This is a genomic window from Methanobacterium sp. (genome assembly GCA_016222945.1).
In the GTDB taxonomy this organism is placed as follows: Archaea; Methanobacteriota; Methanobacteria; order Methanobacteriales; family Methanobacteriaceae; genus Methanobacterium_D.
Map to the genome: position 1 here is coordinate 20,528 of JACRPY010000003.1, position 15,885 is coordinate 36,412.

The following is a 15,885-nucleotide window of genomic DNA, read 5'->3' on the forward strand; positions in this document are numbered from 1 at the left end:
ACGTGGTGACAACTTAATGTTTAATAAAATAAATAATTGGATTTGTCTAACTTTTGTAAGTATAATCATTTTTACAATCTTTTTAATTTATATTTGGAATTTTACAGTTGACGATGCTTATATAACCTTTAGGTACGCGTTACATATAGCCCAAGGCCAGGGAATTGTATGGAATGTTGGCGAATCGCCAGTAGAAGGATATACAAATTTATTATGGGTTATTTTTAGTGCTGTTTTAATAAAACTGAACATGAATCCTGTTTTATTTACTAAAATAATAGGTTTAGGAGCAGTGATAGGAATATTATATTTTTACTGGAAAATAACGATTGATTTTTTTGATGATAAAAAATTATATTTTGCTGCATTTGCTGTTGCATCAGCATTCCTTCTTATAAACCCTGCAACTGCAATACATGCGGTTTCCGGCCTTGAAACAGCATTTTACTCATTTATGATAATGTTAATAATGTATGCCTCTTACAATCTGATTATACTCCACGAAAGAAAATATTTGTACATTTTTGCAATTGCTTCATTATTAATTAGCCTTTTACGACCAGAAGGAATCATAATATCTTTAAGTTTATTTATTTTTACATTAGTCCTGTTCAAAATAAAAAATAAGTACTCATTATCTTTTTACATACCCTTTGTATTAATATATTTAGTGCCACTTGTAGGATATATGATCTTTAGGATAAATTATTTCAACGAGACCTTTCCGCTCCCTTTTTATGTAAAAGCCATTACTTATGGAGAATTTTTAGCCATACTTAATGGATTATCATTTATACATGTAATTCCATTTATATTAGTGATTTTACTTTCCATATTACTAATTAAATTAGTTTGGAATCAAAAAAGTAAAATAATTACAAAATATTATTATTTACTTGCAATTTCCTTAATAATAATAATATCTGCAAATGTTATATATATTCAATCTGCACCTATAATGAATTATGCACAACGATTTTTCTATCCTTCATTTGTCTTAATGTATTTATTGAGTAGTATTTCAATTGTTATTTTATTTAAAGAATTAAAATCACTGTCTAAAATCCGATTAGAATCTATTAAATACGCCTTTTGTATATTATTAATTATTATAAATTTATCATTTATAAATGACATTCAATATGATCATTTTTATGGAGAAAGGCTCTCTGCTGCACACATTGCCCTTGGAGAAAGTTTAAATTCGTTTTCAGGTTACAATTATACTATAGCAAGTGTGGATGCGGGTGCAATCCCATATTTCTCTAGATGGAACCATCTAGATACGGTTGGCTTAAATGATAAATTCATTGCAAAAAATAAGTTAGCAACACAAGAATATTTAGAAAAAAAAGAGCCAGAGCTAGTTTTAATTATTTCCAATAGTTCAGAATCCATTACTCATTATCCTACTTTAGAGCAACCCTTTTTGGAGTTTGTTCAAAGAAAAAATTATGTACAATTAGCTCCAATCAAATTCGTAGATGATTATTATTTAATTCCCTTTTTAAACCCAAATGTAAATGATTTTGAAAAAATAAGTTACAATCTTCAAAAAGTCAGTGAATGTAGTTTAAAAAACTAAAATATAATTATAGAGAAAGATAAAATGAAATACGACCTTCATACTCATTCAAAATATTCTTCAGATGGAATCCTTGATCCACAAAAAATGGTCAAAATCGCCGCTAAAAGATGTTTGAATGGAATTGCAATTACAGATCATGACACCATAAAAGGAGGATTAGAAGCAAAAAAGTATGAAACAGATGATTTTAAAGTAATAGTCGGTTGTGAAGTTACAACAACACGAGGCGAGATAATTGGATTATTTTTATCTGAAGAAATTAAATCTAATCATTTTCATGAAGTTATAGATGAGATTAAAGCTCAAAATGGAGTAGTAGTTGTTCCTCATCCTTTTGATGAAATGAGGACTTCCACATTCACCCTTAAAAAAGAAGACATTAAATATATAAATAGTGTTGAAATATTTAATTCAAGATGTGTACACCAAAAATCTAATCAAAATGCATCTTTATTTGCAAAAGAAAATAATTTAGGAGTAACTGGGGGAAGTGATGCTCATTTTACAAATGAAATAGGTAATGCAGGCATAATCACAGAAAATGATGATGTGAGGACTGCTATTTTAAAAAATGATTTAGAAGTTTTCGGTAAAAGGTCAACACCTTTAAACCACGTATTAACCAAAATGGTGAAATTAAGGAGAAAATATTTTTGATCAACAATAAAACTATTTGTGAATACAAGAGAAAATTATTAGCATTAACAGAGTGAAATTATGGCAAAAAACAAATTCTGGCTGATTATACTTTTTGCAGTGTTAATTTACCTTATCATGGGAATATATGCCAATTTTGGGGATCTTTTATCTGCCATTGAAAAGTTTAACTGGATATTCATCCCTGTAATGATAATTTTAACTACAATAGCATATTTTATAAGGTTTATAAAGTGGAATTTCTTCCTTAAAAGTGTTGGAGTTCATTTAAACCTTAAAGACAATTTATTTGTGTTTTTCAGTGGATTAGGGATGATTATAACTCCTGCCAAAGTTGGAGAAATATGGAAAGGATGGCTAATAAAAGATATAAATGGAGAAAGTTTAAGCAAAACAGTCCCTGTAGTTATAATAGACCGTGTTACAGACCTTATTGGCCTTATAATTCTTTCATTGCTTGGAATTTTATATTATAAAGAAGGAAGCTATATTATAATCGCGTTAATCGTGATATTTACCCTATTTTTTGTGGCTGTAAGGTCAAAAAAGGTTTCAGACATAGTAATTTCTGTGCTTGAAAAAAGGGCAGGTAAATATTCAAAAGACATTAAAACAATGCATACAACATTTGAACAAACAATGCAACCTAAAAATTTGGTGGGAATGTCATTTTTAAGTGTTTTTGCATGGTTTTTTGAATGTCTCGCATTGTACTTTGTAATAATTGGATTTGGACAATCCATTAGTCTGATAATTTCAACATTCGTTTTCAGCTTCGCATCTCTTGCAGGCGCAGTAAGCATGATTCCTGGAGGATTAGGGATTGCAGAAGCCACAACTTCTGGAATGTTGCAATATTTCGGATTAACATCAACCATATCCGTGGGTGTGGCCATAATAATAAGATTTGGAACACTGTGGTATGGTGCGATTTTAGGATTCCTTGTGTATTTAATATTTAAAAAGAGAATTATGGGAGAAACTCCAAAAACATAATTAGAGGTGAAATAATGTCAAAGGTTGCAATAATGAAAACATCACCAGAAACCGTGACCCATGATTATAACCAAATCATGAATTTAGCAAATTATACAGAATCATTATCAAAAGAAGATAAAACAATCTTAAAACTTAACCTTTCATGGACACTTTATTATCCTGCGTGTTCAACACCACCATGGCAACTTGAAGGTGTTTTAAACACTTTAAAGAAGGATAATTATACTGATGTTGTTGCTGTGGAAAATCAGACAGTGGTAACACATCCCTGGAAGGGAGCATATTACAACAAATGGCTACCTCTTTTAAATAGCCATGAAATAGATTTCAAACCCTTAACAGATGTGGAATGGGTTTCACATAAACCTAAATCTGAAATGCTTGCAATGGATGATATATTTGGAGGAGTATTAGTTCCTAAGATGTTTTATAACTCTAATGTGATTCATTTTCCAACGGTAAAGACTCATGGTCACACCACAACCACAGGCGCCATGAAAAATGCTTTCGGAGGATTAATACCTAAATACAGGCATCATGCACACAAAAAGATACATGAAGTCCTTGTTGATTTACTGGCAATCCAAAAAGAGATTCATAATGGAATTTTTTCAGTTATGGACGGTGGCGTTTGCGGAGATGGTGCAGGACCCCGAACAATGGAACCTTTTATTGGTAATATAATCCTTGCAAGTGAAGATCAAGTAGCAATAGATGCTCTTGCAGCTAGTGTAATGGGATTTGACCCGTTGAAAATTGATTATATTAAAATGGCCCATGATAAAGGATTAGGAATGGGAGATATTGACCAGATTGAAATTGTGGGCATGGATAAAGGAGATTTAAAAAATCTAAATTTTGGATTTAAAACCAGTAGAAGTCCAGTTGTAAAGTGGGATCAACGAATAAGGAAAAGCACTATGAACGTTAAATGGCTACATAACCTCCTATTCAATTCTCCCATCTTCAAAACATTTATATTCGCTTCAGAATTCTATCATGATAAATTATGGTACCCAACTACTGGTAAAAAGAGGATAAATGAATATAAAAAGACAGAATGGGGCCATTTATTTGATGAATATGAGTACGGGACGTTTCCAGAGTATGATGAGGTTAAAGACTGGAATCCTTATTAATCTTTTTTATTTTTTGATTTTACCTTAATTTTATTCTTCATAGTGTCTAATAATCTTCCAATTATTTTATTCAATAGATTGCATTTTTTATATCGTGAGTGTATAAGATTGTTTTTTTTACAATATTTTCAAGCTAGAATGCTAAAAGGAATAATATAAAAAAATAAATAATAAAACGACAAGATTATGACTATGAACATGAATCCTATTATTTTTGGAGTTATCGCCGGATTAATCTTTGGAATAATATCTGTGCTGATTATGATACCTATAAAATTTGAAGATCAACGCGAGAGAAGGGATGCTATGGCTGGAGCATTCATAGATCGTTTTATGATAGGCTTTATAATCCCCAATATGGCCATTGGCATTAATCCAATCATTATAGGGGCTTTAATAGGGCTCGGTCTTTCTCTTCCTTCAGCAATTATAAGCAGGACTTATGCTCCTATATTAATTATTGGCATATTAGGTGGAGTAGTTATTGGATATTTAACAGGAGTGATGATATGAATACTGATAAAGAGAAATCTTTTGTTGAAGTTTGTTTATACGAAGTAAAACCTGATAAAACTGAAGAATTCGAGGGATTGATTAAAAAAGTTCTAAAACACCACAGTGAATTCCCTGGAGTTAAAGATGTGAAATATATGAGGCGAACACATCGCCCCGGGAGCTTCAGTGATGCAAAAGCTGGAAGACCACCTATAAAACTCACTAGAAAGCCAAAATTTTATACTTATGTACTTTATTGGGAGTTAGATAACGAGATTACACACGGTAAAGCAACAAAATCAGGTCTAGAGAATTTTTTTAAAGAATTTAATCGATGCCTGGTTAAAGCACCTAAAATTATTCTTGGTGAAAGAATACAATGAAATAATAAATAAAGAGAATTATAGAGAAAGTTAATGGTTTTAGGTGAGACTATGGGCTTCTACGATCTTTCAAAGGAAGAAAGAAAAGAATTAGTTTTAAAGATAGAAAAATCAATAAAAAATTATTTGGAAGCTAATGAAGATAAAAAAATTCTTAATTATGCTTCTGATGATGATTTTTACATTCGAAAAAACACTTATCTTATTTTAGGAAGAATCTACCGTGAAAATGAAGATCTAAGAAAATACATTCTTAAAGTGGCCGAAAATCTTCTTAAAAATGAAAATGAAAATGTACGACAAACTGCAGTTTATATTTTCGGTGAAATTGGAAAGAATGATGCTGATAGCTCCTTAAAACATTTAGAAATTGCCCTAAATGATGAACATCATGTTGTAAAGAATGCTGTAATGGGTGCTTTAAAGCAGATGGGTCAAAAAAATCCAGAACCTACTTTAGAATTTGCAAAAAAGTTTTTACATAATGAAGACCCCGAAGTACGTAGAATATTGGTTCACGGAATTGAACTTAGAGGAAGAACACATCCTCAAGATATATTGCCCCTTTTAGAAGAAATGCAAGATGAAAAAAACAGGAAAGTAAGAAAAATGGTGATCCATGTCCTTTCACAGATAAGCTACAAGAAAGGATGCTTAGAAACCGTTATTTCTTCTTTGAAAAAATGGGAGAACAAAAAATTAGTCAATGATGCTTTAATTGAAATTATAGCAGTTCATAAACGCTATAAATTTGCTGAAAAATCCCCTAAAGAAGCTGAAGAATATATTAAGCAGAAAATCTATAGTTAAGTTTAATTAACCATTTATGGTGAATATTTTGAGCGAAGATATTCAAACCAAATTAGATTTTAGAACTCCTAAAACCCATGGGAAATATGAAGAAATTCGAGTAAAATCAATTTTAAATAAGGCTAAAAAACGAGATTCATGGTTTTTAGTAGATTATTCACTTAATCCTTATCTTGGATGCTCTTATAATTGTCTTTACTGCTACATTCGAGGAAGCCATTATGGCGGAGATACAACACATAAACTCAAAGTTAAGGCAAATGCCGAAGAAATTCTGGTAAAACAGCTTAAAAGAAGAGCCAAAAATAAAGAATATGGAATAATAGGAATTGCATCATCAACAGAACCCTATAACGAGGTTGAAAAAGAATTAAAGTTAACAAGAAGATTACTTGAGATAATAGCAAGATTCAAATTCCCAGTAAGTATTTTAACTAGATCTACTCTTGTTTTAAGGGATATGGATATTTTAAAGAAGATCAATGAAAATGCTATTTTACCTCCTGATTTAAAGCCCAAATTAAAAGGAGGAGCCATTGTATCTTTTTCTTTTTCCACTCCTGATGAGAAACTGGCTAAAATCCCTCAAAACCATAGGTTTGGGGGCGCAAATCAAAGATTTGCTGGCTTTGAACCAAACGCCCCTACGCCCAAAGAAAGACTTAACACCATGAAAAAGTTTAAAGATGAAGGTTTTAGAGTAGGAGTATGTTATATGCCTGTTTTACCCTTTTTATCAGACACCCCAAAACAAATAGAAAAAATGGTGGTTTTAGCCAAAAATTATGGTGCAGATTCTATTCTAACCGGTGGTTTAACGTTATTTGGAGATGAACCAAATGATTGTAAGCCTGTTTATTATAATACGCTTAGAAAACATTTTCCAGAACTTTTAGAGAAAACTAAACTTTTATTTGGAAATAATTTTTATCCTAATAAAAAATATCAAAAAGAACTCACAGAAAGAGCAAATGAAATATGCAAAAAATATGAAATTAAAAACAGGATAATTTAAAGAATATAATCAACTATTAACTCGCGTAAATAATATTTAAAGATTAAAAAGTGATATTATGGAATCTAATATAAAATTCGGACCTGCAGGACGACCCATAGGATTTAATGGTAAAACTACAAAGGTTTGTGATTATGTAAAGGAAATTGGACTTAATGCCTTCGAATATCAAGCTACTTATGGTGTTAAAATATCAAAACAATCTGCACTTGAGCTTTATGAAAATGCAGCAGTAAATGATGTTTTAGTTTCAATGCATGCGCCTTATTACATTAATTTATCTTCTCAAAAGGAAGAAACAATACAAAAATCAATTTTAAGGCTTGTTCAATCAGCTAAAGCCGGAGATTGGATGGGCGCTTATAGAATTGTTTTTCATATGGGTTTTTATACAAAATATTCTCCCATGGAAGCTGCAGAAAAATGTAAATCTGCGATTTCCCAGCTTTTAGAAAAAGTTGAAAGTCTTGGAATTAAAAAATATACATTTGCACCAGAAACAACAGGTAAAAAATCCCAATTTGGATCTCTTGAGGAAATAATAGATATATGTCAATCTTTTGACAATTTCGCGCCGACTGTAGACTTCGCCCATATACATGCAAGATCTGGAGGAAGTATTAAAACTAAAGAAGATTACAAAAAGATATTTGATAAAATTGAGAATGAATTAGGCACTAAAACACTTCATTCACATTTTACAAAGATAGAGTATACTGATGCTGGTGAGAGAAAGCATCATGTGCTTGCAGATGAAAATTTTGGGCCGCCTCTTATCCCATTACTTGAATTAATTTCAGAAAATGGGTTTGATATCACTGTGATATGTGAAACGCCTTTTTTAGACCAAGATGCTTTAATTATGAAAAATGAATATGAAAAAATTTTAAAGAAAGTTTTAATTCAGTAATCATAAACTATTTAAATGGTGTTGAACTAATTCTATTTTTCATGTTCTATATTTTAGTTTTGATAAAATAAAGGCTAAAGTTTTTATTTATTATTGTACATATCATTCTATGAAAATGTATAAAATTAAAATAATTTACGAATTTTTCATGTTTACGAAATTACATTTCGTAACCGCAAAAAATCTCATTTTTTGCATGCTTAAAAACTTAATTTTAACCCATATAATTAACATCAGAAGGTGTATTAGTGAAATTTAGCAATACAGTATCCGATCCCTATATAATAGAAAAAAAGACACCTCAAACTACTGGTGGGCCTAAAAAAGAAGCAAAAGTAGTTGTTTTACAATCAATTGGTTATCCTTTCCTTTGTAATTTAGTTGAAAATCCAAAAATAGAGATATTTGATAAAGAGCTTTTTGAACTTTATGCTCAAGAACAGTGGGAAGGCTACACAGTTTATGAAGGTTCTTTTTTATTTGATCAAAAATTACTACCAGATTATGCATTTAAAATAATAAAAGCACATCCAAACAGCTCCCAGATAACTGCAAATACTTCAATACTCCTAATGGAGAGTGAAGAAGATAAGGAGTTTAAGAAAATTGAAAGCAATATTAAAATGGAAGATGTTGTAGGTCAAGAGCGTGCCAAGACTAAATGTAAGATAATAATGAAATATCTGCAAGACCCTGAAAAATTTAAAGAATGGGCCCCCCGTAATGTTCTTTTCTATGGACAGCCGGGGACAGGGAAAACAATGCTTGCAAAATCACTTTCCAATGAACTTCAAGTTCCATTATTCCTTGTAAAAGCAACAAGGCTTATAGGTGAACATGTTGGTGATGGTGCAAGGCAAATACATGAACTTTTTGAAATTGCGACACAATCAGCTCCTTCAGTAATATTTATTGATGAAATGGATGCTGTTGGGCTTGACAGGAAATACCAATCACTCAGGGGAGACGTTTCAGAAGTTGTAAACGCCCTTCTTACTGAAATGGATGGAATAGACCAGAATTATGGTGTTGTGACCATAGGTGCTACTAATAATCCACATTTACTTGATTTTGCAATAAGAAGCCGTTTTGAAGAAGAGATAGAATTTGTAATTCCTAATAAAGAACAAAGAATAAGCATGCTTACCAATTACATTAAAACAATGCCCTTTGAAGTTAATGTAAATGTTGAAAAGCTGGCAAACGTCAGTAAAGGAATGTCTGGCAGAGATATTAAGGAACGTTTATTAAAAACAGCCCTTCATAAAGCAATTTCTGAAGATATGAATACAGTTACATGGGATCACATGGAATATGCCTTAAAAATGCATAAAAAAGAGAAAAATGAACCTAAACATATGTTCGCATGATTGAATATATTATTAAATATTCTCTATTCCCCTTTTTTCTTATTTTAAATAGTAAAGGATGAAAATATATGAAAATAAGTGAAATGCTATATGATGCAGCAAAATATCCTTTCTTCGGAATAAAACAGCTGCTTTTACTTGGTTTAATGATTTTAATAAGCGCTTTTCTTTTAGGTCAATATAATGATCTTTATTTTTATGTATACGATGTTTTTGGGGCTACAGCACTATTAGTGATGATGATGCTGTTTTTTTTAATAGTAATCATTTTTACAGTTTTTGAAGCAGGTTATTCCTTCAAAATAATTGAAAAAAGTGTTTTACAAATTGAAAATCCTCCTAAATTGAATCATTTTATTTCTATGTTTAAACACGGTATTAACGAGATAATTATTGGAATTATCTACTTTTCAGTGCCTTTTATCATTTTATTAGTCATTTTAGATAATATTTTTAATGAAATAAATTTAGGATTTCCTCCATTAAGCATTGAAATTTCCATTTTAATTTTAATTGTTGTAATCATGTTAGGATTTCTTGCAGATATGATTTTTACAGTTTCTATACCCTACATGGCCTCTAAAGGCGGTTCATTTAAACATGCATTCAATATTCCTCAAATATTTAAGAAAATAAAAAAAATAGGCTTTAAAAAACTTTTTATCAGTTATATAATTATTATTTTTGGTTTAGTGGCAATTGGAGGACCAATACTAAAAGAAATAATAGGATCCACCAATATATTCGGTTTTTTCTTTGCAGAAGAACTACTTGCCCCCTATCTTATTATGTTTTCAGCCAGATTTACTGCATTAATTTATATGGAATCTCTTTAGTTCAATATTGCGCCCGAAAAACATATATAACAATCGTTATATAACTATTGTTAATATTTTTAAAAAGGAATCTATTTTTAAATCTAGTATCAAAAAATCAATTTATATAAAATGAACATTTTCACAAATTTATATAAAATAGGAGGCAAAATATGAAGTTTAATACAAAATCAGTACACTCAGGGAGGTCACCATGTCCAGCAACCGGTGCAATTTCAACACCCATATGGCAGACTTCCACTTTTGTCTTTGATGACTACGAGAAACCCAAAGAACATGATTATTCAAGAACAAGTAATCCTACAAGAAGTGCCTTGGAAGAAGCCCTTGCAGAACTGGAAGGAGGCAATGCAGGATTTGCATTTTCAAGCGGAATGTCAGCAATTACAAGCGTAATACATATATTGAAAGCAGGAGATCATATTATAGCTTGCGATGATCTTTATGGAGGTACCTACAGGCTATTTTCAGAGATAATGACCAAATTTGGCCTTGAATTCACATTTATAAGACTCGATGATGCTGAAAAAATTAAGAATGCAATAAAGCCTAACACAAAAATGATATGGATTGAAACTCCTTCAAATCCATTACTCACTATTACTGATCTTGAAATGGTTTCAAAAATTGCAAAAGAACATAATTTGCTAACAGTTACAGATAACACATTTTCATCGCCCTATTTTTTAAGACCAATTGACTTTGGAATTGACATTGTAGTTCATTCCACAACTAAATATATAAACGGGCATTGTGACGTTATTGGGGGAGCTGTAATAACAACAACAGATAAACTAGCAGAAGAAGTTCATTTCCAGTTAAATGGGCTTGGAACAAACGCATCTCCCTTCGATTCATGGCTTGTACTTAGAGGTATAAAAACACTGCCCCTTAGGATGGATAAGCACGCGGCAAACTCACAAGAAGTGGCTGAATACTTAAATGAACACCCTAAAGTTAGTGATGTTTTTTATCCAGGGCTTCCATCCCATAAAGGTCATGAAATTGCCAAAAAACAGATGAAAGGATTCGGAGGAGTAGTTTGGTGGGGCAGATTCACTTGTAGAACATGCTGCTACAATGAGTCATGCTTCAATGGGTGAAGAAGGCCGTAAAAATGCAGGGATAACTGATGATGTAATCAGATTATCCATTGGACTTGAAGATGCTGATGATTTAATTGAAGATTTAAGCAAAGGACTTTCAAATAAATTATAATTCAAATAAGGAACTATTAAAATGCTATTTTTAATTTCCAAGTTTGTTTTAAATTTTATTAATTTAAAAATATAAGCTACCAAACATATAATATACAAATAAGAAATTTAATATTTTAAATTATCATACTTTTTAAATCCAGAGGAGTATTAAAAAATGGATTATGAACTTATAATCGTTAGATATGGAGAAATTGGAGTAAAAAGCCCTAAAGTAAGGCGTAGATTTGAAAATAAGCTTATATCAAATATAAAAAGCAAGTTGAAATGTGAAATTAAGATAAATCAAGGCAGAATATTTTTATATCCAGAAAACTTTGATGATGCAATTGAATCTTTAAATAAGATAATGGGCGTAGTCTCATTTTCTCCTGCAGTATCCACCGAAACCGATTTTGAGAGCATAGAAGAAACATTAAGCAAATATACGGATAATTTACTTTCTGAAGGTTTATTTTCATCTGAAAAATCTTTTGCAGTAAGGTGCAGACGAGTAGGAACACATGAATTCAGTAGCCAAAAAATGGCAGGGTTTTGCGGCTCAGTAATTGTTAAAAAAACGGGAGCACCTGTAAATTTAAGTAAACCTAATTTTGAATTCTTTATAGAAGTAAGAGAAGATAAAACCTATATTTTCCATGAAAAAATTCAAGGGTTAGGAGGCCTTCCAGTTGGAACTCAAGGAAAGGTTATTGCACTTGTATCTGGAGGTATTGATTCGCCTGTTGCAGCATTTTTAATGATGAAAAGAGGCTGTGAACTTATAATACTCAATTTTAATAACTATCCTTACACTGGAGGCTCAAATGAGAAAGTTCTTAAAATTGTTGAAAAACTAAACGAATATTCACCTTCAAAGCTTAAGTTTTATGAAGGAAATTATGGAGAATTCCTCAAAAATTGTATTGAAAATGCAAATCCGCGGTTAACTTGTGTTTTATGTAAAAGTGGGATGTATAAAATCGCTGAAAAGCTTGCAAAAGAAGAAGATGCCCTTGCAATAGTTGATGGAAGCAGTTTAGGACAGGTTGCATCTCAAACACTCCCTAATTTGCTTGCAACAAGATACATAACACAAATGCCTGTTTTAAGCCCATTAATAGGTCTTGACAAGGTGGAAATAGAAAATATGGGAAAAAAGATAGGGACTTTTGATATCTCTATTTTGCCTGCACCAGGATGCACAGCGGTTCCAAAATATCCAGAAACTAATGCTGACCTTGAAAAGGTTTTAGAAGTGCTGGAAAAAATTAATTTTGATTCGGAAACTGAAAAAGTGTTTTCTTCTTTTAAAACTAAATAATCTTGAATTTTACAAAAAATTTAACTTATTTTTTATTTTTTTTTAATATTTTAGAATTTAAAAAAACCTCAAATGTTCTATTTTTAATTTATGTAGCATTTAATGCACAATATTTATATGTAACAATCGTTATATAACTATTGTTAAGTAAAATAAATGGGGATATATATGGAGAAATTTTCAAAAATATCAGAAAAAGATGTAACAAAGGCCATTGTAGAAGGATTTACCAGCGAATTTATAGACTACATTGAAAGTGACGTAATTATAGTTGGAGCAGGTCCAAGCGGACTTGTAGCAGCAAAAAAACTTGCAGAAAAAGGTGTTAAAACACTTATCATAGAAAGCAACAATTATCTAGGCGGCGGTTTCTGGATAGGTGGCTACTTAATGAATAAACTAACAGTAAGAGCTCCAGGTCAAAGGATACTTGATGAAATAGGAGTGCCTTACGAAGAAGTAAAAAAAGGATTATTTGTTGCAGATGGCCCTCATGCCTGTTCTAAGCTAATTGCAAGTGCAATGGATGCAGGAGCTAAAGTAATTAACATGACTAAATTTGATGATGTAGTCCTACGAGATGACCGTGTTTGTGGTATTGTTATGAACTGGACACCAGTTTCTGCACTTCCAAGAGCTATAACCTGTGTTGATCCTGTCGCCATTGAATCAAAAATTGTAATAGATGCAACTGGACACGACGCTGTAGTTGTTAAATCATTAGAAGAACGTGGACTTGTAGATATTGAAGGATTTGGTGGAATGTGGGTTGAAAAGTCAGAAGATGCCATTGTTGAACATACAAAAGAAGTGTTCCCTGGCCTTTATGTAACTGGAATGTCCGTTGCAACTACCTATGGACAAGCAAGAATGGGACCTACATTTGGAGGAATGCTTGTATCTGGTGAAAAAGTGGCTGAATTGATTTTTGATAAAATTAAAGGCAGTATAAATACGAAAACATCTGAAACTGCAGTGGTAAGTAAATAACTAAGTTAATAGAGCTTAATAACTTAAATTTTTATTTTTTTTATTCTATTTTTCATAAAAAATTATTGCAGACGATTTTTATGGCAGCTAAAATTATTGCAGTTTGTACAAGTGATACGAAGCAAGTTAAGAAAATTAACGTGAGATATGCAGAGCTTAAAGAAAATTATGGCATTATTGGTGATGCCCATAGCAGCAGCAATACGCACCGTCAAATTAGTTTACTTGCCTTAGAAAGTATAAATAAAATGAGGGCTCTTGGCTTAAATGTTAATCCTGGAGACTTTGCAGAAAACTTAACTACAGAATGTATTGACCTCAAAGTTTTACCTATAAAAACGAGACTGATTGTGGGTAATGATGCTATTTTAGAGGTTACTCAAATCGGTAAAGAGTGCCATACGCGTTGTGCAATCTATAAGCAAGCAGGTGACTGTATCATGCCCAAAGAAGGAATATTTGCAAAAGTAGTAAAAAGTGGAATTGTAAAAATAGGAGATGAAATAAAAATAATCTAATTAATCAAAAAAAGAATTGTTTTATTCTTCTTCACAGGTTGTGCAGATACGTGTACCCTCTGTTTTTTCTCCTTTATTTTCCCTGTAGTTATCAATAGCAGCGTGCAATGCATCTGCTGCAAGATTTGAACAATGCATTTTAACAGGGGGCAACCCCTCAAGGTTATCTGCAACATCGTTTCTAGTAATTTCTAAGGCTTCTTCAATTGTTTTTCCCATTGCCATTTCAGTTACCATACTGCTTGTTGCAATAGCCGCACCACAGCCAAATGTTTTGAATTTAATGTCTTCAATCACGTCGTCCTTAACTTTAATGTAAATTGTCATTAGATCTCCACATGTAGGGTTTCCTACAGTCCCTATGCCATTTGCATCTTCTATTTCACCAACATTTCGCGGATTTTGAAAGTGTTCCATTACTTTATCACTATACATATAAATCAACCTCTAATTGCATAAATTAACTTTATTTTCATTTTTCTGCATCGGGAGCTGCACACCAGAGAGGTGAAAGCTCTCTTAAAGTTTTAACTACTTCTTGAATAGATTTTATTGCATGATCAATGTCTTCAGCAGTGTTTTCTTTTCCAAGTGTTAAACGCAGTGAACCGTGGGCATCAACTTCTTTAAGGCCAATAGCTGTTAGGACATGTGATGGTTCTAATTTCTTTGATGAGCATGCAGAACCTGTTGAAGCTGCTATACCTTTAGAATCAAGGTGTAATACTAATGATTCACCTTCAATGCTGCTAAATCTGAAATTTATATTATTTGGAAGTCTTTTTATGGGATGTCCATTTAGATAGGATTGTTCTACTGAATCTAATACTCCTTTTATTAATTTGTTTCTTAAATTTGTTATATATTTCGCATCATAAGAGAGATTTTTTTCTGCAATTTCGCAAGCTTTACCCAGACCAACAACCCCTGCAACATTCTCTGTTCCTGGCCTTAAACCTTTTTCATGGCCACCACCATGGATTATTGGCTCTAATCTAACTCCTTTTTTTACATATAATGCCCCTATTCCTTTTGGCCCATAAACCTTATGTGCAGAAAGAGATAACATATCTACATTTAAATCTTCAACATTTACAGGGATTTTACCAACACTTTGAACTGCATCTGTATGGAAATAAATCCCCTTTTCCCTTGCAATTTCACCAATTTCTGCTATAGGTTGGATTGTTCCAATTTCATTGTTTGCATGCATAATTGTAATTAAAATAGTCCTATCAGTTATTGCATCTTCTAAATCAGATATTCTGACAATACCCTCTTCATAAACCGGTAGATATGTAACTTCAAATCCATTCTTTTCTAAATATTTACACGTTTCTTCTACTGCAGGGTGTTCTATAGCACTTGTGATTATGTGATTTCCTTTATCTTTTAAACGGTAAGCTACGCCTTTAATAGCAATATTATCAGATTCTGTACCTCCGCTTGTAAAAATGATTTCTTCAGCTTTTGCACCTATAAGTAATGCTACTTGTGTTCTTGCAGATTCCATTGCTTTTCTTGCATCTCTTCCCATAGAGTATAATGTAGATGCATTTCCAAATTTATCCACAAAATATGGCTTCATTGCTTCAAATACTTCCCTGTCAACTGGTGATGTAGCTGAATGGTCCATATAAATCATTATTTCACCT

16 protein-coding genes and 1 pseudogene are annotated in these 15,885 nt (G+C 31.8%); 15 read left to right on the top strand and 2 right to left on the bottom strand.

Annotated features, from left to right (window positions below):
- The first annotated feature begins 16 nt into the window (after nucleotides 1–16).
- The 15 genes and pseudogenes from HZC47_04700 to HZC47_04770 all read left to right on the top strand — a co-directional run bounded on the left by HZC47_04700 (nucleotide 17) and on the right by HZC47_04770 (nucleotide 14,230).
- Entirely contained in the window at nucleotides 17–1,585 is a 1,569-nt protein-coding gene (locus HZC47_04700) for a hypothetical protein (GenBank protein MBI5680176.1), read from the top strand.
- A gap of 24 nt (nucleotides 1,586–1,609) precedes the next feature.
- Nucleotides 1,610–2,245 carry a PHP domain-containing protein gene (locus HZC47_04705; GenBank protein MBI5680177.1) on the top strand — a complete coding sequence of 212 codons (636 nt, stop codon included), beginning with the start codon at nucleotides 1,610–1,612 and terminating at the stop codon, nucleotides 2,243–2,245.
- 60 nt (nucleotides 2,246–2,305) lie between these two features.
- Nucleotides 2,306–3,241, top strand: coding sequence for a flippase-like domain-containing protein (locus HZC47_04710; protein MBI5680178.1), 936 nt, complete (start codon nucleotides 2,306–2,308; stop codon nucleotides 3,239–3,241).
- 14 nt (nucleotides 3,242–3,255) lie between these two features.
- On the top strand, nucleotides 3,256–4,383 hold the full coding sequence (locus HZC47_04715; GenBank protein ID MBI5680179.1) for a DUF362 domain-containing protein: 1,128 nt from the start codon (nucleotides 3,256–3,258) through the stop codon (nucleotides 4,381–4,383).
- Nucleotides 4,384–4,575: 192 nt separating this feature from the next.
- Nucleotides 4,576–4,896, top strand: a complete 321-nt coding sequence (locus HZC47_04720; GenBank protein MBI5680180.1) for a hypothetical protein — start codon at nucleotides 4,576–4,578, stop codon at nucleotides 4,894–4,896.
- The gene (locus tag HZC47_04725; protein MBI5680181.1) at nucleotides 4,893–5,261 is read left to right on the top strand and encodes a hypothetical protein; all 369 of its coding nucleotides are present in this window, start codon (nucleotides 4,893–4,895) and stop codon (nucleotides 5,259–5,261) included. Before HZC47_04720 ends, HZC47_04725 begins: the two co-directional genes overlap by 4 nt.
- Nucleotides 5,262–5,312: 51 nt before the next feature.
- On the top strand, nucleotides 5,313–6,071 hold the full coding sequence (locus HZC47_04730) for a HEAT repeat domain-containing protein (GenBank protein MBI5680182.1): 759 nt from the start codon (nucleotides 5,313–5,315) through the stop codon (nucleotides 6,069–6,071).
- A 40-nt stretch (nucleotides 6,072–6,111) separates the two neighbouring features.
- Nucleotides 6,112–7,086 (top strand): radical SAM protein, encoded by a 975-nt coding sequence (locus HZC47_04735; protein MBI5680183.1) that lies wholly within the window; start codon nucleotides 6,112–6,114, stop codon nucleotides 7,084–7,086.
- 58 nt (nucleotides 7,087–7,144) lie between these two features.
- Complete coding sequence (locus HZC47_04740) at nucleotides 7,145–7,996, top strand: TIM barrel protein (protein ID MBI5680184.1); 852 nt, start codon at nucleotides 7,145–7,147, stop codon at nucleotides 7,994–7,996.
- A gap of 248 nt (nucleotides 7,997–8,244) precedes the next feature.
- Entirely contained in the window at nucleotides 8,245–9,366 is a 1,122-nt protein-coding gene (locus HZC47_04745; protein MBI5680185.1) for an AAA family ATPase, read from the top strand.
- A gap of 68 nt (nucleotides 9,367–9,434) precedes the next feature.
- Entirely contained in the window at nucleotides 9,435–10,202 is a 768-nt protein-coding gene (locus tag HZC47_04750; GenBank protein ID MBI5680186.1) for a DUF4013 domain-containing protein, read from the top strand.
- Between the two features lie 152 nt (nucleotides 10,203–10,354).
- Nucleotides 10,355–11,420: pseudogene (locus HZC47_04755) on the top strand (PLP-dependent transferase).
- Nucleotides 11,421–11,576: 156 nt separating this feature from the next.
- The gene (gene thiI / locus HZC47_04760; protein ID MBI5680187.1) at nucleotides 11,577–12,722 is read left to right on the top strand and encodes a tRNA 4-thiouridine(8) synthase ThiI; all 1,146 of its coding nucleotides are present in this window, start codon (nucleotides 11,577–11,579) and stop codon (nucleotides 12,720–12,722) included.
- A 168-nt stretch (nucleotides 12,723–12,890) separates the two neighbouring features.
- On the top strand, nucleotides 12,891–13,712 hold the full coding sequence (locus HZC47_04765) for a thiazole biosynthesis protein (protein MBI5680188.1): 822 nt from the start codon (nucleotides 12,891–12,893) through the stop codon (nucleotides 13,710–13,712).
- Between the two features lie 80 nt (nucleotides 13,713–13,792).
- The gene (locus HZC47_04770) at nucleotides 13,793–14,230 is read left to right on the top strand and encodes an MOSC domain-containing protein (GenBank protein MBI5680189.1); all 438 of its coding nucleotides are present in this window, start codon (nucleotides 13,793–13,795) and stop codon (nucleotides 14,228–14,230) included.
- A 21-nt stretch (nucleotides 14,231–14,251) separates the two neighbouring features.
- Here the strand turns inward: HZC47_04770 and nifU are convergent, their stop codons facing one another.
- Complete coding sequence (nifU, locus tag HZC47_04775; GenBank protein MBI5680190.1) at nucleotides 14,252–14,665, bottom strand: Fe-S cluster assembly scaffold protein NifU; 414 nt, start codon at nucleotides 14,663–14,665, stop codon at nucleotides 14,252–14,254.
- Nucleotides 14,666–14,702: 37 nt separating this feature from the next.
- Nucleotides 14,703–15,875, bottom strand: coding sequence for a cysteine desulfurase NifS (gene nifS, locus HZC47_04780; GenBank protein MBI5680191.1), 1,173 nt, complete (start codon nucleotides 15,873–15,875; stop codon nucleotides 14,703–14,705).
- Nucleotides 15,876–15,885: the final 10 nt, after the last annotated feature.

Coding starts and splice junctions, on each gene's coding strand:
- HZC47_04700 (MBI5680176.1), top strand. CDS start 17: ATGTTTAATAAAATAAATAATTGGATTTGTCTAACTTTTGTAAGTATA.
- HZC47_04705 (MBI5680177.1), top strand. CDS start 1,610: ATGAAATACGACCTTCATACTCATTCAAAATATTCTTCAGATGGAATC.
- HZC47_04710 (MBI5680178.1), top strand. CDS start 2,306: ATGGCAAAAAACAAATTCTGGCTGATTATACTTTTTGCAGTGTTAATT.
- HZC47_04715 (MBI5680179.1), top strand. CDS start 3,256: ATGTCAAAGGTTGCAATAATGAAAACATCACCAGAAACCGTGACCCAT.
- HZC47_04720 (MBI5680180.1), top strand. CDS start 4,576: ATGAACATGAATCCTATTATTTTTGGAGTTATCGCCGGATTAATCTTT.
- HZC47_04725 (MBI5680181.1), top strand. CDS start 4,893: ATGAATACTGATAAAGAGAAATCTTTTGTTGAAGTTTGTTTATACGAA.
- HZC47_04730 (MBI5680182.1), top strand. CDS start 5,313: ATGGGCTTCTACGATCTTTCAAAGGAAGAAAGAAAAGAATTAGTTTTA.
- HZC47_04740 (MBI5680184.1), top strand. CDS start 7,145: ATGGAATCTAATATAAAATTCGGACCTGCAGGACGACCCATAGGATTT.
- HZC47_04750 (MBI5680186.1), top strand. CDS start 9,435: ATGAAAATAAGTGAAATGCTATATGATGCAGCAAAATATCCTTTCTTC.
- thiI (MBI5680187.1), top strand. CDS start 11,577: ATGGATTATGAACTTATAATCGTTAGATATGGAGAAATTGGAGTAAAA.
- HZC47_04765 (MBI5680188.1), top strand. CDS start 12,891: ATGGAGAAATTTTCAAAAATATCAGAAAAAGATGTAACAAAGGCCATT.
- HZC47_04770 (MBI5680189.1), top strand. CDS start 13,793: ATGGCAGCTAAAATTATTGCAGTTTGTACAAGTGATACGAAGCAAGTT.
- nifU (MBI5680190.1), bottom strand. CDS start 14,665: ATGTATAGTGATAAAGTAATGGAACACTTTCAAAATCCGCGAAATGTT.
- nifS (MBI5680191.1), bottom strand. CDS start 15,875: ATGATTTATATGGACCATTCAGCTACATCACCAGTTGACAGGGAAGTA.